At 73.2% G+C, this 26768-nt stretch carries 26 protein-coding genes; 11 read left to right on the top strand and 15 right to left on the bottom strand.

Annotated elements, in window-relative coordinates; translation table 11 throughout:
* Nucleotides 1-32 precede the first annotated feature (32 nt).
* From BMW85_RS23640 to BMW85_RS23600, 9 genes are all read right to left on the bottom strand, one after another.
* Nucleotides 33-743 (bottom strand): SDR family NAD(P)-dependent oxidoreductase, encoded by a 711-nt coding sequence (locus BMW85_RS23640; RefSeq protein ID WP_091085081.1) that lies wholly within the window; start codon nucleotides 741-743, stop codon nucleotides 33-35.
* Nucleotides 740-1786 (bottom strand): 2,3-butanediol dehydrogenase, encoded by a 1047-nt coding sequence (locus tag BMW85_RS23635; protein ID WP_091085079.1) that lies wholly within the window; start codon nucleotides 1784-1786, stop codon nucleotides 740-742. The genes BMW85_RS23640 and BMW85_RS23635 overlap by 4 nt, the downstream gene beginning before the upstream one ends.
* Nucleotides 1783-3069, bottom strand: coding sequence for an MFS transporter (locus BMW85_RS23630; protein WP_091085076.1), 1287 nt, complete (start codon nucleotides 3067-3069; stop codon nucleotides 1783-1785). The genes BMW85_RS23635 and BMW85_RS23630 overlap by 4 nt, the downstream gene beginning before the upstream one ends.
* Before the next feature lie 33 nt (nucleotides 3070-3102).
* On the bottom strand, nucleotides 3103-3636 hold the full coding sequence (locus tag BMW85_RS23625) for a 2,4'-dihydroxyacetophenone dioxygenase family protein (protein ID WP_091085074.1): 534 nt from the start codon (nucleotides 3634-3636) through the stop codon (nucleotides 3103-3105).
* A 115-nt stretch (nucleotides 3637-3751) separates the two neighbouring features.
* The gene (locus BMW85_RS23620; RefSeq protein WP_091085071.1) at nucleotides 3752-5698 is read right to left on the bottom strand and encodes an ABC transporter ATP-binding protein/permease; all 1947 of its coding nucleotides are present in this window, start codon (nucleotides 5696-5698) and stop codon (nucleotides 3752-3754) included.
* Between the two features lie 85 nt (nucleotides 5699-5783).
* Complete coding sequence (locus tag BMW85_RS23615; RefSeq protein WP_091085069.1) at nucleotides 5784-6260, bottom strand: (2Fe-2S)-binding protein; 477 nt, start codon at nucleotides 6258-6260, stop codon at nucleotides 5784-5786.
* 17 nt (nucleotides 6261-6277) lie between these two features.
* Nucleotides 6278-8599, bottom strand: coding sequence for a molybdopterin cofactor-binding domain-containing protein (locus BMW85_RS23610; protein ID WP_091085066.1), 2322 nt, complete (start codon nucleotides 8597-8599; stop codon nucleotides 6278-6280).
* Nucleotides 8596-9804 (bottom strand): oxygenase MpaB family protein, encoded by a 1209-nt coding sequence (locus BMW85_RS23605; RefSeq protein ID WP_091085064.1) that lies wholly within the window; start codon nucleotides 9802-9804, stop codon nucleotides 8596-8598. The genes BMW85_RS23610 and BMW85_RS23605 overlap by 4 nt, the downstream gene beginning before the upstream one ends.
* 31 nt (nucleotides 9805-9835) lie before the next feature.
* On the bottom strand, nucleotides 9836-11050 hold the full coding sequence (locus BMW85_RS23600) for an oxygenase MpaB family protein (RefSeq protein ID WP_091085062.1): 1215 nt from the start codon (nucleotides 11048-11050) through the stop codon (nucleotides 9836-9838).
* Nucleotides 11051-11209: 159 nt separating this feature from the next.
* On the opposite strand from BMW85_RS23600, the gene BMW85_RS23595 reads away from it, so the two are divergent.
* The 4 genes from BMW85_RS23595 to BMW85_RS23580 all read left to right on the top strand — a co-directional run bounded on the left by BMW85_RS23595 (nucleotide 11210) and on the right by BMW85_RS23580 (nucleotide 14757).
* Entirely contained in the window at nucleotides 11210-11890 is a 681-nt protein-coding gene (locus BMW85_RS23595) for a TetR/AcrR family transcriptional regulator (RefSeq protein WP_177240842.1), read from the top strand.
* Nucleotides 11891-12109: 219 nt separating this feature from the next.
* A complete protein-coding gene (locus BMW85_RS23590; RefSeq protein WP_218155895.1) occupies nucleotides 12110-13051 on the top strand; it encodes an arabinan endo-1,5-alpha-L-arabinosidase in 942 nt (313 codons plus the stop codon).
* A 107-nt stretch (nucleotides 13052-13158) separates the two neighbouring features.
* Complete coding sequence (locus BMW85_RS23585; RefSeq protein ID WP_218155894.1) at nucleotides 13159-14340, top strand: MFS transporter; 1182 nt, start codon at nucleotides 13159-13161, stop codon at nucleotides 14338-14340.
* A 54-nt stretch (nucleotides 14341-14394) separates the two neighbouring features.
* Nucleotides 14395-14757: an anti-sigma factor antagonist gene (locus BMW85_RS23580; protein ID WP_091085054.1), complete on the top strand. Its 363-nt coding sequence runs from the start codon at nucleotides 14395-14397 to the stop codon at nucleotides 14755-14757.
* Nucleotides 14758-14773: 16 nt separating this feature from the next.
* Here the strand turns inward: BMW85_RS23580 and corA are convergent, their stop codons facing one another.
* Nucleotides 14774-15775 carry a magnesium/cobalt transporter CorA gene (corA, locus tag BMW85_RS23575; protein WP_177240840.1) on the bottom strand — a complete coding sequence of 334 codons (1002 nt, stop codon included), beginning with the start codon at nucleotides 15773-15775 and terminating at the stop codon, nucleotides 14774-14776.
* Nucleotides 15776-15945: 170 nt separating this feature from the next.
* Here corA and BMW85_RS48550 point away from each other — a divergent pair, with 170 nt between their 5' ends.
* The 4 genes from BMW85_RS48550 to BMW85_RS23555 all read left to right on the top strand — a co-directional run bounded on the left by BMW85_RS48550 (nucleotide 15946) and on the right by BMW85_RS23555 (nucleotide 18708).
* Entirely contained in the window at nucleotides 15946-16440 is a 495-nt protein-coding gene (locus tag BMW85_RS48550) for a hypothetical protein (protein ID WP_177240839.1), read from the top strand.
* A 36-nt stretch (nucleotides 16441-16476) separates the two neighbouring features.
* On the top strand, nucleotides 16477-16890 hold the full coding sequence (locus tag BMW85_RS23565; protein WP_091085046.1) for a hypothetical protein: 414 nt from the start codon (nucleotides 16477-16479) through the stop codon (nucleotides 16888-16890).
* An 82-nt stretch (nucleotides 16891-16972) separates the two neighbouring features.
* On the top strand, nucleotides 16973-17803 hold the full coding sequence (locus tag BMW85_RS23560) for an aldo/keto reductase (protein WP_342743436.1): 831 nt from the start codon (nucleotides 16973-16975) through the stop codon (nucleotides 17801-17803).
* Between the two features lie 68 nt (nucleotides 17804-17871).
* The gene (locus BMW85_RS23555; RefSeq protein ID WP_091085042.1) at nucleotides 17872-18708 is read left to right on the top strand and encodes a hypothetical protein; all 837 of its coding nucleotides are present in this window, start codon (nucleotides 17872-17874) and stop codon (nucleotides 18706-18708) included.
* Here the strand turns inward: BMW85_RS23555 and BMW85_RS23550 are convergent.
* Both BMW85_RS23550 and BMW85_RS23545 read right to left on the bottom strand, forming a co-directional pair.
* Nucleotides 18698-19156 (bottom strand): hypothetical protein, encoded by a 459-nt coding sequence (locus BMW85_RS23550; RefSeq protein ID WP_091085040.1) that lies wholly within the window; start codon nucleotides 19154-19156, stop codon nucleotides 18698-18700. The two genes, BMW85_RS23555 and BMW85_RS23550, sit on opposite strands and share 11 nt — an antisense overlap.
* 107 nt (nucleotides 19157-19263) lie before the next feature.
* Nucleotides 19264-19704: an SRPBCC family protein gene (locus tag BMW85_RS23545; protein WP_091085038.1), complete on the bottom strand. Its 441-nt coding sequence runs from the start codon at nucleotides 19702-19704 to the stop codon at nucleotides 19264-19266.
* A 241-nt stretch (nucleotides 19705-19945) separates the two neighbouring features.
* Here BMW85_RS23545 and BMW85_RS23540 point away from each other — a divergent pair, with 241 nt between their 5' ends.
* The gene (locus tag BMW85_RS23540) at nucleotides 19946-21595 is read left to right on the top strand and encodes a hypothetical protein (protein ID WP_091085037.1); all 1650 of its coding nucleotides are present in this window, start codon (nucleotides 19946-19948) and stop codon (nucleotides 21593-21595) included.
* Between the two features lie 17 nt (nucleotides 21596-21612).
* Here the strand turns inward: BMW85_RS23540 and BMW85_RS23535 are convergent, their stop codons facing one another.
* A complete protein-coding gene (locus BMW85_RS23535) occupies nucleotides 21613-22878 on the bottom strand; it encodes an NAD(P)/FAD-dependent oxidoreductase (RefSeq protein ID WP_091085035.1) in 1266 nt (421 codons plus the stop codon).
* Nucleotides 22879-22906: 28 nt separating this feature from the next.
* Nucleotides 22907-23785 (bottom strand): MBL fold metallo-hydrolase, encoded by an 879-nt coding sequence (locus BMW85_RS23530; protein ID WP_177240838.1) that lies wholly within the window; start codon nucleotides 23783-23785, stop codon nucleotides 22907-22909.
* 61 nt (nucleotides 23786-23846) lie between these two features.
* Here BMW85_RS23530 and BMW85_RS23525 point away from each other — a divergent pair, with 61 nt between their 5' ends.
* Nucleotides 23847-24419, top strand: coding sequence for a TetR/AcrR family transcriptional regulator (locus BMW85_RS23525; RefSeq protein WP_091085030.1), 573 nt, complete (start codon nucleotides 23847-23849; stop codon nucleotides 24417-24419).
* Between the two features lie 2 nt (nucleotides 24420-24421).
* Nucleotides 24422-26158 (top strand): SDR family oxidoreductase, encoded by a 1737-nt coding sequence (locus BMW85_RS23520; protein ID WP_091085029.1) that lies wholly within the window; start codon nucleotides 24422-24424, stop codon nucleotides 26156-26158.
* Between the two features lie 23 nt (nucleotides 26159-26181).
* Here the strand turns inward: BMW85_RS23520 and BMW85_RS23515 are convergent, their stop codons facing one another.
* Complete coding sequence (locus tag BMW85_RS23515) at nucleotides 26182-26649, bottom strand: hypothetical protein (RefSeq protein ID WP_091085026.1); 468 nt, start codon at nucleotides 26647-26649, stop codon at nucleotides 26182-26184.
* Between the last annotated feature and the right edge of the window lie 119 nt (nucleotides 26650-26768).

Below are 26768 nucleotides of genomic sequence, written 5' to 3'. Positions count from 1 at the left end.
GCATGTCAGGGGGACTTCAGCTTAGGGGACGGTCATCCGGCCAGGTAGCCTCCGTCGACGGGGACGACCGCGCCCGTGACGTACGAGGCCGCCGCCGAGCACAGGAACGCGACCACCGTGGCGACCTCGCGCGGCCGGCCGAGCCGCCCGGCCGGGATGCGGGCCAGCACCTGGGCCTTGGCCTCGGGGTCGTCGAGCACGCCGCGCGCGAGCGGGGTCACCACGAAACCGGGCGCGACGGCGTTGACCCTGATGCCGTCGGCGGCGTACTCGGCCGCCAGCGACTTCGTGAGCTGGGAGACGCCGCCCTTGCTTGCGCTGTAGGCGGGCCGGTCCCTGCTGCCGGAGAAGGCGAACATGGACGAGACGTTGACGACGGCGCCGCCGTTCTCGGCCAGGGCCGGGCGGGCGGCCTGGCAGGCGACCATGGTGGCGGTCAGGTTGATCTCGATGACCCGCTGCCAGCGGGCGAGGTCGTACTCCTCGCGGTCGTGGCTGACGCCCGCGCAGTTGACCAGGGCGGCTAGCGGCTCGCCCGCCGACAGCAGGCCGGCCAGCCCCGCGCGGTCCAGGACGTCGTGCTCGACGACGCGGACGCGGGGGTGGTCCGGCAGGTCGGCGGGCGGCAGGCCGAGCGCGGTCACCTCGGCGCCCAGCTCGGCGAGGAGCACGGCCGTGGCCGCGCCGATGCCGGACGTGCCGCCGGTGACGAACGCCCGCCGGCCCGCGAACTCCCCGCTCATGGCCGATCCCCCGGTCGTACCAGCACTTTGACCTCCTGCTCCGGTCCGCGCAGCAGCGCCTCGAATCCGTCCTTGACGACGTGTTCCAGGGGGATGACGGAGGTGACGACGGCGCTCAGGTCCTCGCCCTCCTCGGCGACCATCCGGATCAGCTCCGGATAGACGTCGCGGTAGCCCACGCTGGTCATGATCGTCTGCTCGTCGTTCACCAGGGCGAAGGCGTCCAGCGTGACCGCGCCGGTCAGCCCGAGGAACATCACCCGCCCGCCGCGCCGGGTGGCGGCCAGGGACGCCCGCAGGGTGTCCTGCGAGCCGACCGCCTCGAACGTCACGTCCGCGCCCTCGTCGCCCACCAGGTCGGCGAGGTCAGCGCCGGTGGCGGCGGCGCCCAGGCGGAGGGCCAGCTCGCGGCGGGCCGCGGACCGGTCGGCGGCGACGACGCGGCCCCCGTGCCTGGCCGCGTGCCGGGCGGCGAACCGGGTGACGAGCAGCCCGATCGGGCCGAGCCCGAGGACGGCGACGCTCTCGCCGGGCCGGAGCGCGGCCCGGCGCACCGCGTGCAGGGCGACGGCGGCCGGCTCGAACACCGCCGCCTGCTCAAGGGAGACCTCCTCGGGCAGCCGGTGCAGCATGTAAGCCGGCACGGTGGCCCGCTCGGCCAGCCCGCCGTGCCCCATGAGCCCGGCGAACCCGAAGTGCCGGCAGATGTTGTACTCCCCCGCCAGGCAGCGCGGGCAGCGTCCGCACCGGTAGTGCGGCTCGACCGCCACCCGGTCCCCCGGGGCGAGGCCGGTGACGCCGTCGCCGGTCTCGCTGACGGTCCCGCAGAACTCGTGGCCGAGGACGAGCGGCGCGGCCACGCCGGACTCCGGGTGCGGGTCGCCGACAGGGACGGCGTGCGGGCCGTCGGCGTACTCGTGCAGGTCGCTGCCGCAGATCCCGCAGTAGGCCACCTCGATCGTCACCTCGCCGGGGCCGGGCGGCCGGACCTGGACGTCCTCGACGCGGACGTCCCCGGCCCCGTGCCAGACGGCCGCCCTCATGCCGCGCTCTCAGCCGGTACGGCGGCGGCGCGGCGGCGCAGCACGGCGGGAGCCGTCTCCTTGAGCGCGAAGCAGAGCGCCACCACGGCCACGGCCCCGCCCGCGGCGATGAACATCGCGGACTGCAGCCCCCACTGGTCGGAGGCCCAGCCCGCGACCATCGGCCCGAGGAACCCGCCGGCCAGCTCGCCCACGCCCATGATCACGCCGAGCGCCGTGGCCAGCGCCGCGCGGGGCACCGTCTCGGCCGGAATCGTGGCCATGAACAGCGTGAAGCAGCCGAGCCCGGTATAGGTGACCACCATGATCGCGCCGAGCAGCACGGGGCTCTCGACGTAGACGACGGCGAGCGGGCAGCACACCGCGAGCACCGTGAACCCGATCAGCGCCGGCTTGCGCCCGATCCGGTCGGAGATGGCCGGGGTCGCGAACCCCCACAGCACCCACGCCACGCCCAGGCAGGTCATGACGCCGCTCATCGTGCCGGGGTCGAAGCCCTTGACCTCGGTCAGGTACGTCGGGGTGAAGGTGATGATGGTGACGAACCAGGTGAGGTAGCAGCAGGCGATGAGCATGCAGACGACGATGTTGCGCAGCTTGAGCACCTCGCGCAGCGGCACCTTGACCGCCGCCGCCCGCTGCTCCCGCGGCTCCCGTGGCGCCTCGGCGAGCGTGCGCGGCGACTTCTCGCGGACGAACCGCCAGATGAGCGCGGCGACGATCAGCCCGGGGATGATCGTGACGTAGAACGCGACCCGCCAGTTCCAGGTCTCCGCGATCCACACCACGGCGAGCGGCGCCACGATGCCGCCGAGCAGCCCCGCCGACGAGCCCTGCAGCAGGCCCATGTTGAAGCCCCGGCGGCTCTCCCGCGACGCCTCGACCATCAGCGACTGCGCCATCGGCAGCACCGCGCCCTCGGCCGTGCCCATCAGCGCCCGTGCCGCGAGCAGGCCGGCGAACCCGCCCATCAGCCCGGACGAGGCGGAGAACAGCGAGAACAGCACCACGGCCGCGACCAGGATCGGCTTGCGCCGGCCGAGCGCGTCCGACAGGCGGCCGGCGAACATGCCGGCCAGCGCCCAGGTGAGCGCGAGCACGCCGGACAGGGTGCCGAGCTGGGCGTTGGACAGGCCGAACTCCGCGTCCATGTACGGCGCAAGGAACGACAGCGCCTGACGGTCGAAGAAGACGAACCCGAACGACAGGAAGAGGATGACGAGGAGGCGGTTCTCGTACCGGTCGGCCGTCCGGGAGCCGGCCGCGGCGGTGGTGGCAGTCATGACGATCTCACTTAGGGGGTGTGCGCCGGGGGCTCAGCGGAACAGGGAGTTGACGTAGTCGGCGCCGATCCCGACCTTCTCGTAGTGCTCGCGGCACATCTTGATGTAGTCGTGGACGTCGAAGAAGCCGTCGGGCTCGCCGTTCTCGTCGAGCCAGATGAGCGGGCCCTTGACGATGAAGAACGTCTTCATCGGCTCGCCGCTGTCGTAGGAGACCAGCGTGTGGCCCTCGCCCGGGGCCTCGTAGACGAAGTCGCCCGCGGTCGCCGTCCAGGGCCGCTCCAGGTAGCCCCACTTGCCGGAGATCGTGTACGCGAACACCTCGTGCGGGTGGTAGTGCCGGTTGACCAGCCCCGCCTCCTTGGCCCGCAGGATGTCGGCCCAGCTGTTGTCCTTGACGTTGATCCACAGCGGGCGGGAGCCGACGGTGTCGGTGAACGGCACGTAGTAACGGTCGTCGTCGGTGGCGACCTTGGAGAGGTAGACCTCGGGGAGGGCGTCGGGCCGGAAGGAGTTCTCGATCGGCCGGAGGTCCTTCCAGAACTCACCGGTGGGCATGTCGGGCATGTGAACGGCCCCTTTCGTGGCGTGTTTCCCGGAAGTGAATCCCGGAGGGGCCGATGCCGTCTTTCCCGAAGCAGACCTCACCACTTGCAGATTTCGGACATTCCTCCACAAATGATCATGGGTGGGCCGGGCTGGACGGCCGGCCGAGGGAGTCGCCGTCGTCGGCGTTCAGCGGGGCGACGTGCCACTCGCCGTCGCCGAGCAGCCGGAGCTCCTGGGCGTGGTGCCGGTCGACGGTCGAGCGGTGGCTGACGCTGACCACGATGGTGCCGGGCAGCCGGGTCCGCACCAGCCGGTAGAGGACGAGCTCCAGGCCCTCGTCCAGCGCCGAGGTCGCCTCGTCGAGGAAGACCACCTTCGGCCTGGTCAGCAGGATCCGGGCGAACGCGACCCGCTGCTGCTCACCCGGCGAGAGGATCTTGGCCCAGTCCTGCACCTCGTCGAGCCGGTCGGCGAGGTGCGGCAGCGCGACGTCGCGCAGGGCGGCGCGCAGGCTCTCGTCGTCGGTGCTGCCCTCCTTGCCCGGATAGGTGACGACGGCGCGCAGGTCGCCGAGCGGCACGTACGGCAGCTGCGACAGGAACATCGTCTCGTTCGCCCCGCCCGGCCGGGTCAGCGTGCCGCTGGTGAACGGCCACAGCTCGGCGAGGCTGCGCAGCAGCGTGGTCTTGCCGGTGCCGGACGCCCCCGTGACGACCAGCGTGTCGCCCTCCTCCAGCCGCAGGTCGAGCGGGTCGATGAGCTGCCGCCCGTCCGGCGTGCGGACCTCGACGGCCGTCAGCTCGACCTCGGTGTCGGCGCTCGGCCGGGTGGTCACCTCCGGCAGCGCCCTCGCCTCCTCGTTGGCGACGACCAGGCCGTGCAGCCGGATGATCGCCGCCCGGTAGCCGGCGAAGGCGTCGTAGGCGTTGCGGAAGAACGACAGGCCGCTCTGGATCTCGTTGAACGCCGACGCCGACTGCGTGAGGTCGCCGAGGCGGATCTCGGCGGCGAACAGCCGCGGCGCCTGCAGGACGTAGGGCAGGGGCACGATGCTCTGGCTGATCGCGAGGTTCCAGCCGTTGAAGCCGATGGTCCGATTGAGGTAGCGCTTGTAGTTGGCGACGACGGGGGCGAACAGCCGCCGCAGCCCCGTGCGCTCGGCGACCTCGCCGCGGTAGAACGCGACCGCCTCGGCGGCGTCGCGCAGGCGGACCAGTGCGTAGCGGAAGGCGGCGTTGTACTTCTCGTTCCTGAAGGCCAGCCAGATGATCGGCCGGCCGATCCAGAACGCGATGACGGAGGCGAACATGACGTAGACCAGCCCGATCCAGAACATCGCCCGGGGGATCTCCGCCCCGAACAGGAAGAGCCTGCCCGACAGGTGCCACAGGATCGCGGTGAACGACACGATCGAGATGACCGCCGAGATCGCGCCGAACAGCAGCGTGCCGGCCGTCCCGCCGTTGCTGGGCAGGTTGGGCAGCGGGCCGTAGCCGGCGGTGAGCACGTCGATGTCGGACTGGATGCGCTGGTCGGGGTTGTCGATGGTGTCGTCGATGAACCGCGACCGGTAGTAGGCCTTCCCGTCGAGCCAGTCGCCGGTGAGCCGGTCGGTGAGCCAGGCCCGCCAGGCCAGCACGAACCGCTGGAGCAGGAACAGGTCCAGCAGCAGCCGGCCGATGTGGACGGCCGCGAGCACGCAGAAGATCCAGAGCGACGTCCAGAAGCCCTGCTCGCCGGAGTCGCGCACCGGGACCTTGCCGGTGGCGATGCCCTGGACCGCGACCTGGAGGCTGGAGAGCATGTCGTTGCCCTGGTAGCTGAACAGCACGTCCAATCGCACGCCGGTGACCACCGACAGCAGCAGGGCGCTGAGCCCGAGCCAGACCTTGACGCTGTCGCGGCCGGTGAAGTACCCGCCGGTGATGCGCCAGAACTGCCGCCCCCAGGTGGTGGTCAGGCCGATGAGGACGAGGGCGGCGAGGGTGCACGCCGCGGCGATCGCCCAGGCCCTGGCGATCCACAGCAGCGAGATCCAGAGCTCGGAGCTCCAGTCGAGCGTCGGGGTGAACAACTCCATTCCGGAAACGTATACGCACGGAGAGTGACGGGCGCGCGAATAAGCCCAACTCGGCGGCAGGAGTCGCCCGGCCGGGGTCCTGCCGTCACATGCTCTCGGCGCCTTTCCTGATGGCTTGGCGGATGCGGACGTAGGTGCCGCAGCGGCAGATGTTGCGGATGCCGTCGAGGTCGGCGTCGGTGATCGTACGGCCTTCCGCGGCCACCCGGTTGACCAGGGCGACGGCCGCCATGATCTGGCCGGGCTGGCAGTAGCCGCACTGCGCGACGTCCTGCTCCAGCCAGGCCCGCTGCATGGGGTGCAGCTCCTGGCCGACCGTGGCCGGCAGGCCCTCGATGGTGGTGACCTCGTCGGACGGCCGCAGGTCCTTGACGGGGATGGCGCAGGGGTTGACCGCCTTGCCGTTGAGGTGGCTGGTGCACGCCTTGCAGACGTTGATGCCGCAGCCGTACTTCGGGCCGGTGATGCCGAGGATGTCGCGCAGCACCCACAGCAGGCGTACGTCGTCGGCGACGTCCACGGTGACCTGCTCGCCGTTGACGCGGAAGGTGTGTTCGGGCACTCCTGGGGCTCCTCGGTTCAGCGGGCGTGGTCGAGGCCGTCGGTCGGGGACGGCGGGACCGGCGGGACGGTGGGCTTGGGGGTGAAGGAGAGCGTGCCGTGGTTGATCGGGAAGGTGGTGGGCATCGTGCCGGTCGCGCGGCCGTAGGCGCAGGCGACGGCGGCCATCGACCCGGCCACGGCCAGCTCCCCCGCGCCGCCCGGCTGCTCGGACGTGCTCGGCATGACGATGACCTGGAGGTCGAGCGGGGTGTTCCACTGCCGGGTGTAGAAGTAGTTGTCCCAGCTCGCCTCCAGGAAGTAGCCGTCGCGCAGGTGCAGGCTGGAGGTGAGGGCCAGCGCGATGCCGTCGGAGATGCCGCCCATCATCTGCGCCTCCAGCCCGCGCGGGTTGACGGCGAGCCCGACGTCCACGGCGAAGACGACCTTGGTGACGCGGGGTCCTGTCACGGCGTCGCGGACGGTCCTGTTGACGGTCTCGGGCCGGCAGTCGATCTCCACCAGGCAGGCGCTGACCGATTTGTACTCGGCGTGGAAGGCGATGCCCTGCGCGGTGCCCGGCGCCATCGCGCGGCCCCAGCCGCCCGCCTCGGCCGCCCGCGCCAGCACCGCCCGCGAGCGGTCGTCGCGCAGGAAGGAGTGCCGGAACCGGTACGGGTCCTTGCCCATCCGCGCCGCGAGCTGGTCCACGACGAGCTCGCGGGCGCAGGTGACGTCGGGCGAGTAGACGTTGCGCATGCTGCCGGTGTTGAAGTCCTTGTCGGTCTCGGCGAGCAGGTGGCTGCTGGCGCCGAAGTCGTACGACATGGCCTGGCTGAGGTGGAAGAACGTCTGGGAGAAGCCGACGTCGCCGACCGGGAGCCGGGCGGCCAGCGCGGTGAAGATCTCGCCGAGCCCGTGGCCGAGGTCGGTGGAGACGCTGGTGTGCCGCTGCTTGTAGCTGAGCACCGTCTGGCCGAGGTAGGCGGCCCTGACCCGCGAGGTGGCCATCGGGTGCACGCGGCCCTGGCGGGCGTCGTCGGCGCGGTGCCACATGAGCTTGACCGGCTTGCCGATCTTCTGTGACACCTCGGCGGCCTCCAGCGCGGCGTCGAAGAAGAGCTTGCGGCCGAAGGAGCCGCCGCCCTCGGTGACGTGCACGGTGACCTTGCCGACGGGCAGTCCGAGCTTGGCGGCGATGGCCTGCTGGGCGACGATCGGCGACTTCAGCGCGGACCAGATCTCGGCGCGGCCGGCCCGTACGTCGGCGATCGCGCAGTTGGGCTCCAGCGCGCTGTTGCCGCGGAAGTGGAAGGTGAACGTGGCCTCGACGGTGGGCGTCGGCGGTCTGAGCCCGAGCGGCAGCTCCGCGGCGGCCAGCTCGCGCAGCACGCTCTCGTCGGACTTGCCGGCCGCGGTCCCGGGTTTCCAGGTGACCCGCAGGGCGCGTACGGCGTCGATGCACTGCCCGAACGTCTCGGCGCGCACCGCCACGCCGGTGGCGATGACGACGGCGTCGGTGACGCCCGGCATGGCGCGGACCTCGGCGAGGTTGCTCACGGAGTCGACCTTGCCGTTGATGGTCGGCGGGCGGCAGACCATGGTCGGCTTGGCGTCCGGCACGTCGAGGTCCATGGTGAACTTCTTGCGCCCGGTCACCGCGGCGAGCGCGTCGATCCGGTTGTGGGGCCGGCCGATGACGCTGAAGCCGGCGCGCGGCGCGAGCTCCACGCTCACCTGCCGGGTGCTGGCGCTCGCGGCCTTGACGGCGAGCGCGCCGATGTCGAGCCGGCGGCCGGACGGGGCGACGACCGCGCCGCCCTCCAGTCGCAGCTCGGCGGCGGGCACGCCGAGCTCGGCCGCCGCCGCCTGCGTCAGCCGCAGCCGGGCGACGGAGGCGGCGACCCGGATCGGCGTGTACGTCGAGACGGTCGTGTTCGAGCCGCCGGTGAGCTGGTTGAACAGCAGCTCGGGCCGGGCGTCGGCGAGCGTGACGCGGACCCGCTCCAGGGGCACGGCCAGCTCCTCGGCGATCAGCATGGCCGTGGAGGTGGTGATGCCCTGCCCGACCTCGGCGCGCGGCAGCGCGAAGGAGACCATGCCGTCCGTGCCGACCTCGACCGAGATCAGGTTCGAGGTCGGCAGGGCGGCCGCGGTCATGACGTCGTTGAGGTCGAGGAGCTCGGTGAGGTCGGGCGAGGGCAGCCCGGCTGCCGCCGCGGCCTCCGGGGAGACGGCGGCGGCGGGTGTGGCGGCGGGTGCCGAGGGGACGAGCTCGGCGGCGGCCACCAGGGTCGGGGCCGCCACGACGTAGCCGAGGAACCGGCGGCGTCCGATGGTCTCGTCGGTCGGTCCGGTCATGTGCCGGGGCGGTTGGTCGTCGGGATCTCGATCTTGGTCTCCTTGCCCTTGGTGAGGAAGAACAGGATGTACTGCCGGACGGCCTCGTCGATGACCCAGGCGATCGAGGGCACCAGCGGCAGCGGGATGAGCCCTTCGCGGAACTTGACCAGCTTCGGCCAGGCGGAGCTGATCAGCGGGTCCCACACCGGCTCGCGCCGGATGCCGTCCCAGTCGGCCACCTGGTCGCCGACGAGGTAGCGGGCGAGCGCGTTGCACAGGGGCCGGCTGACGCTGCCGGGGCTGGTCTGCTCGGCGAGCTGGCCCAGCAGGATGTCGGTCAGCTCCACGCCCTCGGGCGTCGGGCCCATGTTGCGGGGCAGGATCTGGTCGGACTGGGCGTTGGCGGCGTCCCAGGTCATCGGGATGTACTCGTCCCTGATGCCGAGCATGTGCGCGGTCACCTGCCACACGTGCAGGTAGGCCGCCGACTCGGCGGGCTTGATCGGCACCTGCCATTCGAGCATCTTGCGCATGGCGTAGGTCGGCAGGGTGTGCCAGGTGACCAGCATGTCCTCCTGGCTGATGGGGATGTCGCCGCCCCAGTGGGGCGACTGCTGGAGCAGGTGCCGCACCGCCGCGTGCACCAGCCGCGTCTTGACGGACTGGACGATGCACGTGCCCTCGGGCCGGTAGGCGTCGAGCGCTCCGACGGCGAAGCCGAGGAGGCTCGTCTTGGCGACGCGGTCCTCCATGTCGGCCCCGCCCTTGGAGTAGTAGACGGCGCGGGCCTCCTTGGGGATCGCGGTGCTCAGCATGCCGCCGCCGACGCCGTTGAGCAGGTTGAGGTAGAGGCCGCGCGACTTGTTGAAGGTGGCCGCGGTCTCCAGCTTGGCGCGGTCCGCCCACGGCGGCAGCTGCCTGGCCTTGTCGATGAAGGCGACGAGGTCGCCCGGCAGGCCGGCGGGCAGGGGCTGGTCGTTGCGGTTCCAGTCCCAGAGGAGCCGGTTGACCTCGGGGACGGCGCCGCGGTCGAGCAGCGAGGCGGCGAGCGGGTCGGCCTCCTCGTCCCAGACCCAGCGCGGGTCGAGGCCCGCTCCGGCGCCCGCGACCGAGCCCGTGGGCGACCAGGTCCACGCCTGTGCCGGGCTCGCGATGCTCAGGGCGCCCATCGCCCCGAGGGCGCCACCCGTGATCAGCATCTTGCGCCTGCTCAGATCCGCCATGGGCGGGAGCTCCTTTCTCGGTGTCCTCGCGTCAGGAGGGGCGGTTGCTGTCCGGGATCTCGATGCTGATCGGCCGCGCCTCGGACAGGAAGAGCAGGGCCGCCTTGCGAAGGAACTCGTCGAAGAGCCAGTACGCCTCGGGCGCCAGCGGGAACGGCAGCAGGCCCTCGCGGACGGCGATGAAGGGCCCCCAGGCGACCTTGAGCAACGGGTCCCAGATCGGCTCCCTGCCGATCTTCAGCCAGTTCGCGATCTGGTCGCCCAGCATGAAGCGGGTGAACGCGCCGAGAATGGGCTTGCTGAGGATGCCGGCGTCGACCGACGAGCCGAGGTTGAGCAGGATGTCGGCCAGCTTGATGCCCTCGGGCGTCGGCGCCAGGATCGGGGTGAGCACCTGCGCGGCCTGGCTGTTGGCCTCGGCCCAGGAGGCGGGGATGTACTCGTCCTTGATGCCGAGCATGTGCGCGCCCACCTGCCAGGAGTGCAGGAAGGCCGCGGACTCGTTGGAGGGGATGGGCACCTTCCAGGCGACCAGCTTCTGCATGACGGTCGTGGGCAGGCTGTGCCAGGTGACCATCATGTCGCGCTGGCTGATGGGGATCTCCTCGTCGGCGACCTGCGACCAGTAGGGCGACTGCGGCAGCAGGTGCCGCACCGCCGCGTGCACCAGCCGGGTCTTGACCGCCGTCACGATCATCTCGCCGTCGGGGCAGTAGGCGTTGTTCGAGCCGATGTCGTAGCCGAGCTTGGCGGTCTTCGAGATGCGGTCCTTCATGTCGGCGCCGCCCTGCGAGTAGTAGACCGCGCGCGCCTCCTTGGGGATGACCGTGCTCATCATGCCGCTGGCCAGGCCGTACAGGACGCCCAGGTAGAGCCCGCGTTTCTTGTTGAACTCGACGGCGAGGTCGAGTTTGCCCTGGTCGGCCCATGAGGGCAGTTGCCGGGCGCGCTCCATGAAGTCGCGCAGGTCCGCGGGGAGGCCGGCCGGGAGCGGCTGGCCGTTCTTGGTCCAGGTGCGCAGCAGGGTGTTGACCTGGGTGACGTCGCCGCGGTCGAGCAGTGAGGCGACGAGCGGGTCGGCCTCCTCGTCCCAGACCCAGCGCGGGTCGAGGCCCGCTCCGGTGCCGGCCACCGATCCGGTGGGCGACCAGGTCCACGCGTGTGCCGGGCTCGCGATGCTGAGCGCGCCCACCGCGCCGAGCGCGCCACCCGCTTTCAGAATGTTGCGCCGGCTGAATCCGTCCATTGCCGCTGTTCCTCCTTCTCCCGAGGCCGGGGGGAGTGCCTTCTGATACGGTGAAACAACGTACGATTCTGCGTATCATCAGAGCACACCGTGAGCGACATCACAAGACCGCGACCGCGGCTGTTGGCGCTTGAGGCAGAATCAGGACAGGAGGTGATCGTGGAATCTGTGCTGTCCGGCCTCTCGACGCCGTCCGAGTCGGAGTCGTTGCTGGAGCGCGCCTATCTTGATGCGGTCGAGCAGGTCGGCGACACCGACGAGCTGCGCGGCCGCATCCTCGACGCGGCCTACGAGCAGTTCAGCCGCATGGGTATCCGCCGCTCCACGATGGAGGACGTCGCCCGGCGGGCGAAGGTCTCGCGGATCACCGTCTACCGCCGTTTCACCACCAAGGACGCGCTGGTGGAGGACGTCGTGCGACGCGAGTTCCGCCGCTACTTCGACCAGTTCCTCATCGACATCGAACGCGCGGACACCCCCGCCGAGCGGGTGGTCCTGGGCTTCGTGAGCTCCATGCGCGCGATCCGCGGTAATCCGCTGATCGGCGGGCTGATCGACGTGGAGCCCGACCTGCTGGTCCCCTCCATGGTCAGCGACGGGGGGCGGACGCTCGCCGTCGTCCGGCAGTTCGTCGCCGGCCAGCTCCGCCGCGAGCAGCGGGCGGGGCACGTGCCCGCCGACCTTGACATCGAGCTCGTGGCCGAGCTCATGGTCCGGGTGTCGGCCTCGTTCCTGGCGATCCCCAGCGAGATCGTCGACCTCGACGACGACGCGCAGCTCGCCTCCGTGGCCAGACGCTTCCTCGTCCCGATGCTGCAGCCGCCGCCGGACGGGGACTGACGGCCCCGTCATGAAACTTTCGGCCCGCGCGGGGCGGGCCGCACCCCGCGCGACCTCGGGCGGGGCGCCGATCCGGCGGGGCGGCCGGCCCGGCCGGGATTGACCGTGCCCGGCGACGGCTCCTAGCGTCTGCTCCTGCCCCCGGACCTCACACAGATGGGTGGAGTCATGAAAACCCTGCAGTCAATCCGACGCAGAATGTTAGCGCTAACATCACTGGTGGCGCTCACGCTCGGGCTCGCCCCGGCGGGGTACGCCGACGGGTACACGGCCGCCGCCTACCCCGGCCCCGGGGTGGTGACCGGCGACATCGGGGTGCACGACCCCTCGGTGGTCCGCCGGCCCGGCGGCGGCTACCTGCTCGCCCACACCGGCGACAACCTCGCGCTGAAGACCTCCGCCGACCGCACCGCCTGGCGCAACGCCGGGGTCGTGTTCCCGGGCGGAGCGCCCTGGACGACCTCCTACACCGGCGGCGGCCGGAACCTGTGGGCGCCGGACATCTCCTACCACAACGGGAAGTACTACCTGTACTACTCGGCGTCCACCTTCGGCTCGAACAACTCGGCGATCTTCCTGGCCACCAGCACCACCGGCGCGTCCGGCTCGTGGACGAACAACGGACTGATCATCTCCACCAGCTCCTCCAGCACCTACAACGCGATCGACCCCAACCTGTTCGTGGACGACCAGGGCCGCTGGTGGCTGAGCTTCGGCTCGTTCTGGACCGGGATCAAGCTGATCCAGCTCGACCCGGCCACCGGCAAGCGGCTCGACGGCACCGTCCGTGGCATCGCCCAGCGGCCGGGCAGCACCGCGGTCGAGGCGCCGTACATCTACAAGCACGGCGGCTACTACTACCTGTGGGTGTCCTTCGACGCCTGCTGCCGCGGCGCGGCCAGCACGTACCGGATCATGGTGGGCCGCTCGGCCAGTGTCACCGGGCCCTACCTCGACCGCAACGGCGTGGCGATGACCTCGGGCGGCGGCACCCAGGTGCTGGCCGGCCACGACTCGGTGCACGGGCCCGGCCACCAGGCGGTCTTCGGCGACGTCGACGGCGACATCCTCGTCTACCACTACTACGCCGACAACGGGACGGCGCTGCTCGGCATCAACAAGATCGGCTACGACGCGGCCGGCTGGCCGTACGTGTACTGAACCGGAGGCAGGGCAGGCGGGACGCGGTCAATTTGTCCCCGTTAATATTCATTCGTACGTCGATGCCCCGCCTGCCCCCCGGAGAGCCCTCCTTGATGGACCTTGCCATGCGCCGGCGCAGGCACGCGCTGTTCCTGCTGTTCTTCCTGCCGGGCGTCGCGACCTCCTCGTGGGTGACCCGCACCCCCGACATCCGCGACCGACTGGGGGCCTCCACCTCGCAGATGGGCTGGATCCTGTTCGGCCTGTCGCTGGGCTCCATGATCGGCATCCTCCTCTCCGGGCGCCTCACCTCCCGGTACGGCACCAGGCCCGTCATCATCACCGGCGCCCTGATGATCATCGCGAGCCTGGCCGTCATCAGCGCCGGCGTCCTGCTGGCGTCCGTGCCGCTGGTCACGGCCGGCCTGGCCGTGTTCGGCGCGGGCATCGGGGCCGGTGACGTCGCCGCGAACGTCGACGCCGCCGACGTCGAGCGCGTCACCGGCGTCACCACGCTGCCCACCCTGCACGGCTGCTTCAGCCTCGGCACCGTCGTCGGCGCCTGCGCGGGCATCGGGGCCACCGCCGCCCGCCTCGATGTCCACTGGCACCTGGCCGCCGTCACCCTGGTCTCGGTCGCGATCTTCCTGTACGCCGCCCGCTCCGTCCCCGCGGGCACCGGCCTCGGGACGCCCGGGGAGTCCGAAGCGTCCGGTCCGCGGCCGGCGGTGTGGAAGGACGGCAGGCTGCTGCTGATCGGCGCCATCGTGCTGGCCATGGCGCTCGCCGAGGGCGCCGCCAACGACTGGCTGCCGCTGCTCATGGTGGACGGGCACGGACTCGACACCGCGGCCGGGTCCCTCGTCTACGCCGGGTTCGCCGCCGCCATGACCGCGGGCCGCTTCGCCGGCACGTACTTCCTCGACCGGTTCGGCCGCACGGCGGTCATCCGCGCCAGCGCCGTCTCGGGGGCGCTCGGGCTGCTCCTGGTGATCTTCTCCGACAGCGCCCTGCTGGCCGGGGCGGCCGTGCTGCTCTGGGGGCTCGGCGCGGCGCTGGGCTTCCCCGTCGCGCTGTCGGCCGCCGGGGAGAGCGGGCCCGACGAGACCGCCCGCGTCAGCCTGGTGGCCGTCATCGGCTATGTCGCCTTCCTCGTCGGGCCGCCCGGCCTCGGGTTCCTCGGCGAGCACTGGGGGCTGCGCGCGGCCATGCTCGTGGTGCTCGGCTTCGTCGTCTCCGCCGTCTTCCTGGCTCCCGCCGTCGACACCCGTCGCCGTTCCGTCACCGATGACCTGCCTGTTCGGTAACGATCGGCCCGTCCCCGGATGCCGGGCGGGAGCGCGACCACTACGATGACAACCATGATCGCGCAGGACGGTGAGAGCGAGCGGCCCAGGAGCCTCACCCTGACCTCCAGGGTCGTCGACGGCATCACCGTGATCGCCGTCGACGGGCTGCTCGACGCCACCACGCGCGAGGAGTTCGCGGAGTTCCTGTCCCAGGCCGGCCCGGCGCTGATCCTCGACCTCGCCGGGGTGACGTTCATGGACTCGCGCGCCCTGGGGCTGATCGTGCACCGCTGGCAGACGACGCTCTCCTCCGGCGGCAGGTTCGCGCTCATCGGCGTCGACTACGCCCGCGCCCGGGTGATCTGGATCACCGGCCTCGCCGAGCGCCTGCCCCTCCACGACAGCCTGGAGGAGGCCCTGGCCGCCCTCGCCTGACGGCCTCCGGCCGGCTTCACAGCCAGCCGCTCCCGCGCAGCAGCCGGTACACCACGAGCACCGCCACCGCCATCGTCCCCAGACACAGCGGGTAGCCGTACGCCCAGTGCAGCTCGGGCATGTGGTCGAAGTTCATCCCGTACACACCGGCGATCAGCGTCGGGACGGCGATGATGGCCGCCCAGGAGGAGATCTTGCGCATGTCGGCGTTCTGCTGCATGGCGACCTTGTTCTGCTCGCTGCCGACCAGCGCCAGATGGGCGCTGAGCGCGCTGGACAGCAGCTCGTTGTGCTCGTCCACCTTGCCGTCCACCCGCAGCAGGTGGTCCAGGACGTCGCGGAACAGCTCCCGGTTGCTCGCGCACAGCTCCACCCGGCCCTTGACGATCTCCTCCAGGACCGGGATCAGCGGGTCCTGCGCGGTCCGGAACTCCAGGACCTCCCGCTTGAGCGAGTAGATGTCCGCGGTCACGTCGGACTGCTCGCCGCTGAACACCCGCCGCTCCAGCGCGATCAGGTCGTGCTCGACCTCGTACGAGACCAGGGAGTAGGTGTCGACGACCGCGTCGCAGATCGCGTACATGACGCCCGACGGCCCCGCGGCCAGCAGCTCGGGGTCCGACTCCACGCGCCGGCGCACCTCCTTCAGCGGGTTGGCGCCGCCGTGCCGGACGGAGATGACGAAGTCGTGGCCGAGGAACAGGTTGATCTCGCCGATCTCGATGTCGGAGGTCTCCTCGACGTACAGCAGCGTCTTGAGCACCACGAACAGGGTGTCGTCGTAGCGTTCGAGCTTGGGCCGCTGATGGGCCTTGATGGCGTCCTCCACCGCCAGCGGGTGCAGGCTCACCTCGCTGCTGATCAGGTCGAACTCCTCCTGCGTGGGCTCGTGCAGACCGATCCACAGGAAGCCGCCGCCCCTGGTGCGGGCGGCGCTCCAGGCGTCGCTGATGTCGCCGGTGATGGTCTCGCGCGTGCCGTCGCGGTAGATCGCCATGTCCACAATCACAGCGAGCATTCTCGCGCGGACCGTCGCCGCCCGCCCCTGCCAGGGGCGCGCGCAGATGGCGTCACATGCCCTTTTAGCCGGAATCAAGGCGTTCGCAGGTGAATGATGCGATCGGTAAGCAGGTTGAAATCGGTCCCGCGCATTCTGGGGTCACCGCCTCCCCAGGAAGGACGCTCCCCATGACCGCCACCCGCGCCCTCGCCGCCCTCGCCGTCACCGCCACCTCCGCCGCGATCCTGATGACCCCGGCCGCCGCCCAGGCCGCCACCGACACCACCACCGCTGCCGCTCAGTCGGCGCCCGTCGCCTGGGGCCCGTACTACGCGCCCGGCAAGGCGGCCAAGACCGCCGGCAAGCTGACCGCCACCGGCGAGGACCACGCCGACCTGCCCACCGCCGCCGTCGTCACGATCTCGGGCACGGTCGAGGACTCCACCAGGTCCGCGTCCTGCGGCTGGGCCGTCTTCCGCGTCACGTACCGCTCCGGCAACGAGCTGCCGAGCAGGAACCACTGGGTGCGCGACTGCTCCTACCGCACGCCGAAGCGCTTCTCCGTCAAGCACCACGACGTCTACCAGGTCGAGCTCAAGGTCTGCTCGGAGGCCAAGGCCGCCAAGCCGTCGCTGAACTGCCTGTACGCCGGCACCTGGAAGACCCTCTACCTGTCCAAGTGAGGCGTGGGACGGCCGTGGCCGGGTAGCCGCAGCAACGTGCATCACGACGGAAAGACGCGGCGCTTCGGCTTCGCCTTCGAGGACCGGTACCGGCCGCTGCTGCGCCTGCTGGGCATCAGGCCGGACACCTGCGAGCTGACGCTCGGCGACGATGTGCTGCGGGTCCGGTTCGGGCCGTGGCTGGTGCTGTCGCCGCGCGCGAACGTGGCCGGCGCCGAGTTGTCGGGGCCGTACTCGGCGGTCAAGGCGATCGGGCCGCACCTGTCGCTCGCCGACGGGGGCCTCACCTTCGGCAGCAACACCCGGCAGGGGGTGTGCATCCGCTTCCGCCGGTCGGTGTCGGGCGGCGAACCCCTCGGCGTGCTGCGCCATCCCGCGCTGACGGTCACCGTCGAGGAGCCCGCCCGGCTCCTCGACGAGCTGCGGGCCGGCCAGTGGGCCGCCACGTGAGCGCCGGATTTGACCTGGAGCGCGCTCCAGCGGACAGGGTGGTCCCATGCACAACGCCATGAGGACGCGTACCCTCGGAAACTTGCAGGTCGGAGCCATCGGGCTCGGCGCCATGCCGATGTCGGTGGCCGGCCACATGCCGGACGAGAACCAGTCGATCCGGACGATCCACGCGGCCCTGGACGCCGGTGTGACCCTGGTCGACACGGCGGACGCGTATACGCCCTCCCACACCGACGTGGGCCACAACGAGCGGCTGGTCGCCCGCGCCCTGTCCCTGTGGCCGGGCGACTCCGCCGCCGTGCTCGTCGCGACCAAGGGCGGCCACACCCGGACACCCGGCGGATGGGACGTGGACGGCAGCCCCTCCTATCTCAAGCGGGCCTGCGACCGCTCGCTGAAGGCCCTCGGCGTGGACGTCATCGGCCTCTACCAGCACCACCGGCCCGACCCGAAGGTGCCGTACGAGGAGACGATCGGCGCGCTGAAGGATCTGCACGACGCGGGCAAGATCCGCTTCGCCGGGATCTCGAACGCCGATCCCGAGCAGATCAGGCTCGCCCACGCCATCCTCGGCGACCGGCTGGTGAGCGTGCAGAACGAGTTCTCGCCGCGCTTCCGCTCCAGCGAGCCCGAGATCGACGTGTGCGCCGAGCTCGGCATCGCCTTCCTGCCCTGGTCGCCGCTGGGCGGGATCGGGCGTACCGGGGAGCTGAGCGGCCACCCCGCCTTCCACGCGATCGCCGGCGATCGCGGCGTCTCGCCGCAGCAGGTCTGCCTCGCCTGGGAGCTGGCCCGCAGCCCGGTCGTCATCCCGATCCCGGGGGCGAGCCGCCCGGAGACCATCCTCGACTCGGTCGCGGCGGCGGAGCTGGAGCTCACGGCGGAGGAGCTGGCCCGGCTCAGCGCTTGATCGACTTCGCGCCGGAGCGCCGATAGGGTGAGCGCCCGACCTCCGCTCACCCCCCTCGGAAGTGTCCCGTGCCGCCTCGCCGCCGCTCCACCCTGCTCGCCCTGATCGTGACGGGTGTCTATGTCGCCGCGGTGGCCGTGGCCGGCGTCGTCGCGGCGGCCACCGGCGACCTGGCCCTGCTGTGGCGGCTGACGATCATGCAGGAGCCGGACGCCGGCGCGACGGGCCAGGACGTGCTGATCGCCGTCCTGGCCTCCGTCCCCTGGGCCTGGGCCCTGTGGCAGTGCCTGCGCGGTCCCCTGGAGACGGCGTCCCGCGAGGAGGAGGAGCCGAGGGTCCGGCGGGCGCGGTTCGCCCTGTACGCCGCCGCGGCCACCACGCTGCTGCTCCACCCGCTCCCGGCGCCCTGGCCGTGGTGGGCGGACACCGTCAGCGCGCTGTCGATGTGGGCGGTCGCCGTGCTGATCCACCCGGTGCTGGTGCGCCCGGCGCTGCGGCCCCGCCTGGCGCGGGCGGAGACGATCAGGAGCGCGGGCGCGGTGGCGTTCGGGGGCATGACGGTCCTCGCGCTGCTGGGCCTGGTCGGCCTGCCCGAGATCGACCCGCTCTACCTGGTGGTCGGGGTGGCGACCCTGATCTGGACGGTGCTGGTGCTGCTGGCGCAGCGCGACCACGAGCGCTGGCGTCCCGTCACGGTCGCGTACGGCATCGCCGCCCTGGTGACGCCGTACGTGTCGGTGCTGGTGGCGGCCGTTCTCGTGATGTCGGGCACGCCGGTCGAGCCCGTCTCGGCCCCCGTCGGCGGCCTCGGGGCGCTCGCCGGGGCGCTGCAGGTGATCTGGCTGGCCCGTTCCGGCCACGACCTGGCGGCGCCCGCCTCCCGGCCGGTCCCCGTCACAGGATGACGCGGCCGACGAGCTGGCCGCCGTCGGCCCGGACCGCCAGGCAGTACGCGGTCCGGTGACGGGGCCAGTCCGCCTCCTCCGGCACCAGCGCGGCCACGGTGAGCCCCGACCTGCGCTCGGGCACGTACCGCATCCTGGGCGCGCATCCCTCGCGGGCGAGGGCGCCCAGCGCCTCCTCTCCCGGCCACGGCTGGTCGGGCACCACGTACGTGGTGGCGTACTCCGCCGCGTGCGGCTCCGAGCAGGACATGAGCGTCACGACGAAGCTCTGGGGCATCGGCGCGAGGCAGTCGCCGGGCCGCAGTTCGGAGGCGTGCAACTGCTCCACGCCGGGTTGCGCCGCCCCCGCGGGCGCGGGGACGGCCGAGGACGCGGGCGCGGGCGCGGCGGAGCAGCCCGCGAGCGCACCCGCCAGGAAGGCGGCCACGGTCAGGTGACGGGGGGTCATGAGGCCGGATCGTGGCAGGTGCACATCACGAGTTGATCGCCGTCGCGGCTCGGTCGGGTGGCCGTCACCGCACCGCCGCGTCCCGCGGCGGTGCGCCGGTCAAGGGTTCAGAGGGCTGGAGCGCGGTCGGCCAGGATGCCGGCGCGGGCGAGCTGCACCGCGCGGGCCTGGCGGGCGGCGTAGCCGAGCAGGGGGCCGAAGGCGGCCCGCAGCCGCAGCTCGTCGGCCACCTCGGTGCCGCCGTCGCGGGCGGTCAGGCCGAACCGGTAGGCCAGCTTGACCCCGCCGGGGCTGTCCACCTCGCCCTCGACGGCGTCCTCGGTGGAGCGCAGCGTGACCCTGAGCAGGTTGTCGTAGCGCAGGAAGCCGAGGAAGCGGAAGCGCTCCACGCTGACGTAGCGGACCAGATCGGCCTCGCGCCGAACGTCGCGCACCTCCACCACCAGCGGCGACAGGCCGATGTAGCTGGCCGGTTCGCTCAGATGGGCCCGTACCGCGTCGGGTGGGGCGGGAACGTGGAAGGTGTTGCGCAGGAGGGTCTCGGGCACCGCTCACCTCGGCTCGGCGGGAAGAGGTTCCCAGCTTGGCGGTGCCGCCGCCCCCTGTCCAGAAGGCCGCGCCAGATCGGCGGGCGTACGGGCGTTTTTTCGGCATCCTGCCCATGCCAGGAAAGAACGGCTACTACCCTGCTGTCGCGGTACGCAATCTCCCCGTCACCGTTGGTGAGGAGCAGCCTGTGCGACGGTCCGTCCGAGACAGCGGGAGCCTGGCGCGGCCGTACCGCGGCTGGTGTGGCTCGCCTACCTGGTCCTCCCGCCGTCCGCCGGGGAGGAGCGCAGGCTGGTGCTCGCGCACCGGCTCGCCGCCGCCGGGCTGGCCCGCCATCGCGGGCGCGACCAGGCGCGGCTGCGCCGTACGGTGCTGCGGCGGGCGCTGCGGGCCCGGATCCCGCCCTGGTCCGGCCGGTTCACGCGGCTGGAGGTGGTGCCCGCCGTCACCCGGGGCACCGACGCGGCCTTCACCGGGGAGCTGATGGCGTTACGGCCGGCGGCGCGGGCGGCGTACGCGCTGCTGCGGCTGGAGGGGCGGCCCGCGGGCGAGGTGGCCGCGATCCTGGCCGGCGCGCGGGTGAGCGATCCCGAGGGCGCGCTGGCGGAGGTCGCGGCGCTGGAGGGGCGGTTCGGCGACGGCGCGGCGGCGATGTTCCGTCCCTCCTCCGACCCGACGCTCGCCCGCTGCTACGGCCGGCTTCCCGGCGGCCGGCCGCGGGCCGGGCTGGTCGCCGGCGCGGTCGCGGCTGCGCTGGCGGCGGCGGTCGCGGTGCCGCTGCTGCCCGGCACGCCCGAGGTCGTCGCCGTCGGCGTGGCCGGCGACCGGCCCGGCCCCGCCGCCGTGTCGGCCGCGCCGGACGCCTGGCGGCGCAGCACCGAGCTGGACCTGTCCACGTGGGGGCCGCGCGGCGCGCTCACCGGCGACGCCGCCCTCGTCGCCCGCGCCCTGCGCGCCTGGGGACGGCCGACCGGGCAGCTCCTGTACGCCGGGCGGGTGGACGGCGCGACCGTGGTGCTCACACGTGACGGCGAGCAGGTCGCCCGCTACACCGAGGCGGGCGGGCCGGGCAGGCTGGAGGTGTTCCCCGCGCCGCGCGCCAGGCCCGGCGGGGCTCCCCCGCTCACGCTGCGCGCCACGGCGGCGGGCAGCCGTTACCTGGTGCCGCCGTGGGTGCGCGAGATGTCGGCCGCGCCGCTGTCCGGGCGCTCCCCGGTGTGGCGGGTGGTCGGGATCGAGGACGGGGTGACCGCGCCGGTGCCGGCGGCGGGCGGGCGGTGCCACCGGGGGCCGATGCTGCGGCTGCGGGCGCCGGAGATCGCGCCCGGCCTGCCGTACACGATGCTCGATCTCGGCGGGATCTCCCCCGCCGAGGCCCGCTACCGGCCGCCGGGCCCGGCGGAGGCGGGCGCGCTGGACGGGTTCGGCGTCTGGAAGGGGCTCGGCTGCGCGGTCGAGTGGCCGGCCGGCGGGGCCGAGGTGGCGACGGCGTGGGAATTCTGGCGCGGCGCGCTGCCCGAGGGGGCGCACGGGCGCTGGATCTGCCTGCGGCTGGCCGACGTTCGGGGCGGGAGCCTGGTGCGGGGCGTGCTGTTCACCACGCATGGCGGGCGCACGTCCGCCTGGCGCACCGGCGACCGGACCGGCACCTGGGACTGCAGCAGGCTCAGGCGCGACGTGGTGGCCGGGGCGTGGTGGCGGGCGCCCTCAGGGCGGCACTACTACGTCGCGGCCGGGAGCCGGGGGGTCACGCGGATCACGCTGGACCGGCGGGCGACGCCGGGCCGGTACGCGGCGACACGCACCCGCGCGCCCGCCCTGTCGGCGACCGGCGGGCCGGCTCTGTCGGCGACCGGCGGGCCGGGCCAGGAGGTCGCCGTCCTCCGCTGACGGCGCGGGCCGCGCGTTCAGCGGTGGCCCGCGGCGGGAGCGCGCTGGGGTGCCGGTGCGTGGAGGGCGGTCAGCACGGCGTGGGCCGTGCGCCGTCCCGAGACGAGGGCGCCCTGCTGGGAGCCGGTGTCGCGGTGGTCGCCGCAGACGTACACGCCATTGGGCAGCCGGACGGGGCTGCGCAGCGGATGCGGCGGCGGCATCGCGGGCAGCGCCTCCGGCACCTGGTACGTCGCCAGGTGCTCCCAGGACGAGGTGTCGCCGTAGATCTCGCTCAGCCGCTCGCGCACCGGGCGTTCCTCGCCGGTCACGCCGAGGACGGACGTGGAGATCAGCGCCCGCCCGTCGGCCGCGTACGTGCGCGCCGCGTCGGTGAGCACGATGGTGTCGGTGATCGCGCCGGTGGCGTCGATGACCTGGACGGGCTCGCCCAGCGGCGAGCGCGGCGCGACGTGGTAGAAGGTGGTGACCGCGCGCATCTCCGGCACCTCGATCCCCGGCAGCAGCCGGCCCGCCGTGCCGGGGTCGGCCGCCACCACCACCGCCGCGCCGTCGTACGTGCCGCCGCCCTCGACCTCGACCGCCCCGGACGCGACGCGGGTGACGCGGGTGCCGAGGGTGACGGTCCCCGGCGGCAGCCGGTCGGCGAGCTGGCGCGGGATCTCGCCCATGCCGAACGCGGGCACGCCGGTCCTGCCGCGCGCGAAGGAGCGCCACAGCAGGTGGAAGACCCGGCTGGAGGTCTCCAGGCCGCGTTCGAGCAGCACGCCGGCGAGGAACGGGCGCAGCAGGCCGTCGATCATCGCATCCGACATGCCCCAGGCGAGCAGCTCCTCCAGGGTCGTACGGTCGTGGCCGCGGCGCAGCCGGGAGGCGGGGAAGGCCACGTCGCGGGCGGTGATCGCGGCCAGCACGGCCTTGTCGCGCGGGGTGCCGATCCCGGACAGCAGCCCGCTGAGCGCGTGTCGGGGATGCCGCCACGGCAGCATCACCCGGGAGCGGACGCCGCCCGCGCCGCAGACGAGCAGTCCCGAGGCGAACGGCCGTACGTCCAGGGCGGCGAAATCGAGGACGCGGCGCGCCTCGGGGTAGCCGGTGAGCAGCACCTGGAAGCCGCGGTCGAGCCGGAACCCGTTCACGACGTCGGTCCGTACCCGGCCGCCGACGCCGTCGGACGCCTCCAGCACCCGTACCGGGATGCCGGCCTCGTGCAGGTGGACGGCGCAGGCCAGGCCGGCCAGGCCGGCGCCGACGACGATGACGGGCGCTTGTCGTTCGCTCATGGGCTCCGCCTACCCGCGAGCCTACGGATCAGGCCGAGGGCTCCGGGGTCCAGCGGAACGCGTCCCGGTGCCGCTCGATCCGGCCGAGGCCGGGGAAGGGCAGGTGGTAGGCGTGCACGAGCAGGTTCTCCGCGGCGGCGAGGGCGAGGAGGCGGCGGCGGCTGCGTACGGATCGGGCGGCGTCGCCGTCCCACGGGGTGCGCCAGGACGGGTGGCGGAGCTGGAGCGGGTCGTAGAAGGTGTCGCCGAGGCAGAGCAGCCGCTCGCCGCGCGAGCGCACCAGGTAGGCGGTGTGCCCGGGCGTGTGCCCGGCGGCCTCGACGGTGTGGAGGCCGGGCAGGATCTCGGCGTCGTACGTGAACGGCCGCAGCCGCTCCCCGAGGATCCGGATGGCCTCGCGCGCCGGTCCCCGCTGCTCGGGGAGCGCGCTCTCGGCGGCCGACGACCAGAAGGCGATCTCGGCGGCGTGCGCGTGCCCGACGGCGCCGGGGTAGGCGGGCTCGCCGGGCCAGACGGCGCCGCGTACGTGGTCCTCGTGCAGGTGGGTGAGGACGACGGCGGCCGGCTCCGGCAGCCCGGCCGCGCGCAGCCCGTCGGGGAGCCGGCCGACGAGGGGCCGGATGTGGGGGCCGTAGCCCAGGAAGTCCTTGCCGAGGCCGGTGTCGATCACGGCGAGGCCGTCCGGGGTCTCGACGCAGAGGCAGTTGTAGCCGCAGGTGAGCGTCCGCCTGCCGAGGCCCTCCGCGGCGACGGCGGCGGCCAGCTCGGGCTCGGGCACGCCGCTTCCCGGGGTGAAGAACGACGACAGCTCGGGCTCCAGGGGCGGTCCCGGCTGGCCGTCGCTGATCACCGCGCAGGCGAGGTCGCCGATTTGGAACCGGTGGATGAGCAGGCCGTTGTCGCGCACGTCCGCATTCTGCCCTCTTTCCGTTTCGCGCAAAATATATAGACCGGTCTATTATGTCACCATGACCGAACAGACCAAGGGCGGCCGGACGAGCGCCCGGCTGGTGGAGTCGATGCTGGAGCTCATCCAGGCACGCGGCTACAGCGGCACCGGCCTCGCCACCGTGACCGAGCACGCCCGCGCACCCAAGGGGTCGCTGTACTTCCACTTCCCCGAGGGCAAGGAGGCCCTGGGCGAGAAGGCGATCGAGCTGGCCGCCGAACGGTTCCGCGCCCTGCTGGCGGACGCGCCCGACGGGCCGCCCGGCGAGGTCGTCGCACAGGTCGTCGAGGTGCTGGCCGGGATGCTCGCCGACAGCGACTTCCAGCTCGGCTGCCCCGTGTCGGTGGTCGCGCTGGAGATGGGCGGGCAGAGCGAGCGGCTGCGGGAGGCGTGCGCGCGGGCCTTCGACTCCTGGATCGAGCCGGTCGCCGCCCACCTCGCCGCGCACGGCCGCTCCCCCGCCGAGGCCAGGACGCTGGCCACCGCCGTGGTGAGCACGGTCGAGGGCGCGATGATCGTCTCCAGGGCCCAGAGGTCGGTGGAGCCGATGCGCTGCGCCGCGCACGCCCTCGCCGTGCTGCTGGCGGCCTGAGCATGGGCGAGCGGCATGCCCTGGTGTTCGGGGCGGCGGGGTACGTCGGACGCTCCCTGGTCCTGGAGCTGGGCCGGGCCGGCGCGCGGGTGAGCGTGGCCACCCGCGGTCAGGAGTCGTACGAGAGGCTGGCCCGCTGGCTGGCCGCGCGCGGGCACGACCCGGCCCCGGCCGGCGTGCGCGCCGACTTCGCGGCCCCGTCGCTGCTGGCGGACGGGAGCTGGGACGACGTCACGGAGATCTACAACTGCGCCGGGGCCTACCGGTTCGGGATGACGGCCGAGCAGGCCCGCCGGGCCAACGTCGACAGCGTGCGGGCCATCGTCGCCTTCGCGGCGCGGCTGCCCCGGCTGCGGCGGCTGGTCCACGTGTCCGGCTACCGGGTGGGCGGGCAGGACCCGGGGGCGTGGAGCGAGGAGCGGCGGCGGGCGGCGTACGCGGCGCTCGGCGCGTACGAGGCGTCGAAGGCCGAGGCGGACGCCGTGCTCCAGGCGGAGGCGGACGAACTGGGCGTGCCCTGGTCGATCGTCAACCCGTCCAGCGTGATCGGCGAGGCCGGCCAGTACCTCGGGCTCGCGGCGAGCGTCGCCGAGATCTGGCGGGGGCGCCTGGCCGCGCTGCCCGGGAGCGGGCGGACGTTCGTGCCCGTGGTCGAGGCCGGTCACCTCGCCCGGTTCATGGCCCTGCTGCCGGAGGACCCGGGGGCGGTGCGGCGGGCGTACTGGGTGCTGGACGAGCGCACGCCCGCCCTGCCCGACCTGCTCACGCTCGTCGCCCGGCACTACGAGGTGCCCGCGCCCCGGCTGCGGGTGCCGGTGGCGCTGGTCAGGCGGCTGCCCTCGCGCCTCACCAGGACCGATCCCGAGACGCTGACGTTCCTGTCGGAGGAGCGCTATCCCACCGGGCCGGCGGCGGAGTTCGTCGCCCGGCACGGGCTCGACCGGCCGGACACCGCCGGCGCGATCCGCCGATGGGCCGACGAGCTGGCGGCGCACCGGTTCGGGGAGGCGCCGGAGGACGGGCGGCGGCGGTTCACGACGGTGGGCGGGGTGCGGACGTTCGAGCTCGGCCCGGCGGGCGCGCCCGCCGTGGTGCTGCCCGGGCTGCCGGTCAACGCCGACACGTGGGCGGGCGTGGCGGCGGCTCTGGGGGACGTACGGGTCGCCGACCTGCCAGGGCTCGGGCTGAGCGGCGGCGGGCCCGGCGACTGGGGTGCCTGGATGGCGGCGCTGGTGTCCGGGGGCGTGGACCACGTGGTGGCCCACTCGATCGGCGCGGCGGCGGCGCTGGAGGCGGGGGCCTCGGGGACGCCGGGCCGGCTCACGCTGGTCTCGCCGTTCTTCCTGCAGCCGCGTACGGCGTCGTGGGCCCCCGCCACCCGCCTGTACCTGCGGCGGGCCGGCGCCGAGACGCTGGCCCGGCGGCTCACCGGGGACCCCGCGCACGCGGACGCCCTCCGGACGAGCGCCGCCGACCTGCGGCGGCCCGGCGTCGCGGCCCGCGTCGCCCACGCCCTTGCGGCGGCCGGCAGCCGCCGATGGCGCGCTGACCTGCGGGAGCGGCTGCGCGCGTACGAGGGCCGGCTGCACGTGATCGTCGGCGACCGCGACCCCCTCACCCCGGAGGGCCGGACGCTCCTGAACGCCCTCCCCCATGCCACCGTCACCGTCATCAGGGGCGCGGGCCACCACCCACAGCTCACCCATCCGGAGGAGCTCGCCCACGCCATCAGCGGCTGAAACCGAACGAAGGCGGGCGTGGGTCAGGGGTGGGCGTCGGCCTGTTCCAGGCGGACGAATGTGGCGCCCGCCGCGGCGGCGCGCGCGCCGAGGACGTGGCCGTCGCACATGCGTGTCTCCGCGCCGGCCCGGTCGATGACCTTCCACGTCACCGGCTCCTCGCACGGGCGGCCGAACCGGTCGTGGCGCCACTCGCGCCGGCAGACCCGGCAGGTGGAGATCCCCGCGCGGGTGGAGAGGGTGTTGCCGTGCTCCGGGCAGACGCCCCACGGCATGCCGCACGGCCGCGCCTGGAGGGCGGCGAGGTCGCCGGCCGCGCGCCGCAGGTCCTCGGCGCCGGCGGACAGCCGCTCGCGGGCCTGCCAGGCCGCCCCGAGGTGGTCGTGCTCGGGCGTCCCTGCGGGAGCGCTCAGGCAGAGCTCGCGCACCTCGGCGGCGAGCGCGTCGGCGCGGCTCGCGAGGGCGCGCAGCTGCGCGGGGGTCACGGTCATGCGGGCTCCCCTCCCGACGACGGAACGGCTCTCCGGAGGCAGATCCTACGTCCGCGGGCCCGTCCCCGTGCGCCGTTCACGATCATGCCTCCTCCGCGCCCCCGCCGGGCGGCCTGACC

The sequence above is a fragment of the Nonomuraea wenchangensis genome (assembly GCF_900111685.1).
Lineage (GTDB): Bacteria > Actinomycetota > Actinomycetes > Streptosporangiales > Streptosporangiaceae > Nonomuraea > Nonomuraea wenchangensis.
The sequence above is the reverse complement of the archived record's forward strand: the minus strand, read 5'-3'. Positions and strand labels throughout refer to the sequence as shown.

Coding starts and splice junctions, on each gene's coding strand:
- BMW85_RS23525 (WP_091085030.1), top strand. CDS start 23,847: ATGACCGAACAGACCAAGGGCGGCCGGACGAGCGCCCGGCTGGTGGAG.
- BMW85_RS23585 (WP_218155894.1), top strand. CDS start 13,159: ATGCGCCGGCGCAGGCACGCGCTGTTCCTGCTGTTCTTCCTGCCGGGC.
- corA (WP_177240840.1), bottom strand. CDS start 15,775: ATGCTCGCTGTGATTGTGGACATGGCGATCTACCGCGACGGCACGCGC.
- BMW85_RS23610 (WP_091085066.1), bottom strand. CDS start 8,599: ATGACCGGACCGACCGACGAGACCATCGGACGCCGCCGGTTCCTCGGC.
- BMW85_RS23600 (WP_091085062.1), bottom strand. CDS start 11,050: ATGGACGGATTCAGCCGGCGCAACATTCTGAAAGCGGGTGGCGCGCTC.
- BMW85_RS23515 (WP_091085026.1), bottom strand. CDS start 26,649: ATGACCGTGACCCCCGCGCAGCTGCGCGCCCTCGCGAGCCGCGCCGAC.
- BMW85_RS48550 (WP_177240839.1), top strand. CDS start 15,946: ATGACCGCCACCCGCGCCCTCGCCGCCCTCGCCGTCACCGCCACCTCC.
- BMW85_RS23625 (WP_091085074.1), bottom strand. CDS start 3,636: ATGCCCGACATGCCCACCGGTGAGTTCTGGAAGGACCTCCGGCCGATC.
- BMW85_RS23630 (WP_091085076.1), bottom strand. CDS start 3,069: ATGACTGCCACCACCGCCGCGGCCGGCTCCCGGACGGCCGACCGGTAC.
- BMW85_RS23580 (WP_091085054.1), top strand. CDS start 14,395: ATGATCGCGCAGGACGGTGAGAGCGAGCGGCCCAGGAGCCTCACCCTG.
- BMW85_RS23640 (WP_091085081.1), bottom strand. CDS start 743: ATGAGCGGGGAGTTCGCGGGCCGGCGGGCGTTCGTCACCGGCGGCACG.
- BMW85_RS23520 (WP_091085029.1), top strand. CDS start 24,422: ATGGGCGAGCGGCATGCCCTGGTGTTCGGGGCGGCGGGGTACGTCGGA.
- BMW85_RS23535 (WP_091085035.1), bottom strand. CDS start 22,878: ATGAGCGAACGACAAGCGCCCGTCATCGTCGTCGGCGCCGGCCTGGCC.
- BMW85_RS23635 (WP_091085079.1), bottom strand. CDS start 1,786: ATGAGGGCGGCCGTCTGGCACGGGGCCGGGGACGTCCGCGTCGAGGAC.
- BMW85_RS23550 (WP_091085040.1), bottom strand. CDS start 19,156: ATGACCCCCCGTCACCTGACCGTGGCCGCCTTCCTGGCGGGTGCGCTC.
- BMW85_RS23605 (WP_091085064.1), bottom strand. CDS start 9,804: ATGGCGGATCTGAGCAGGCGCAAGATGCTGATCACGGGTGGCGCCCTC.
- BMW85_RS23620 (WP_091085071.1), bottom strand. CDS start 5,698: ATGGAGTTGTTCACCCCGACGCTCGACTGGAGCTCCGAGCTCTGGATC.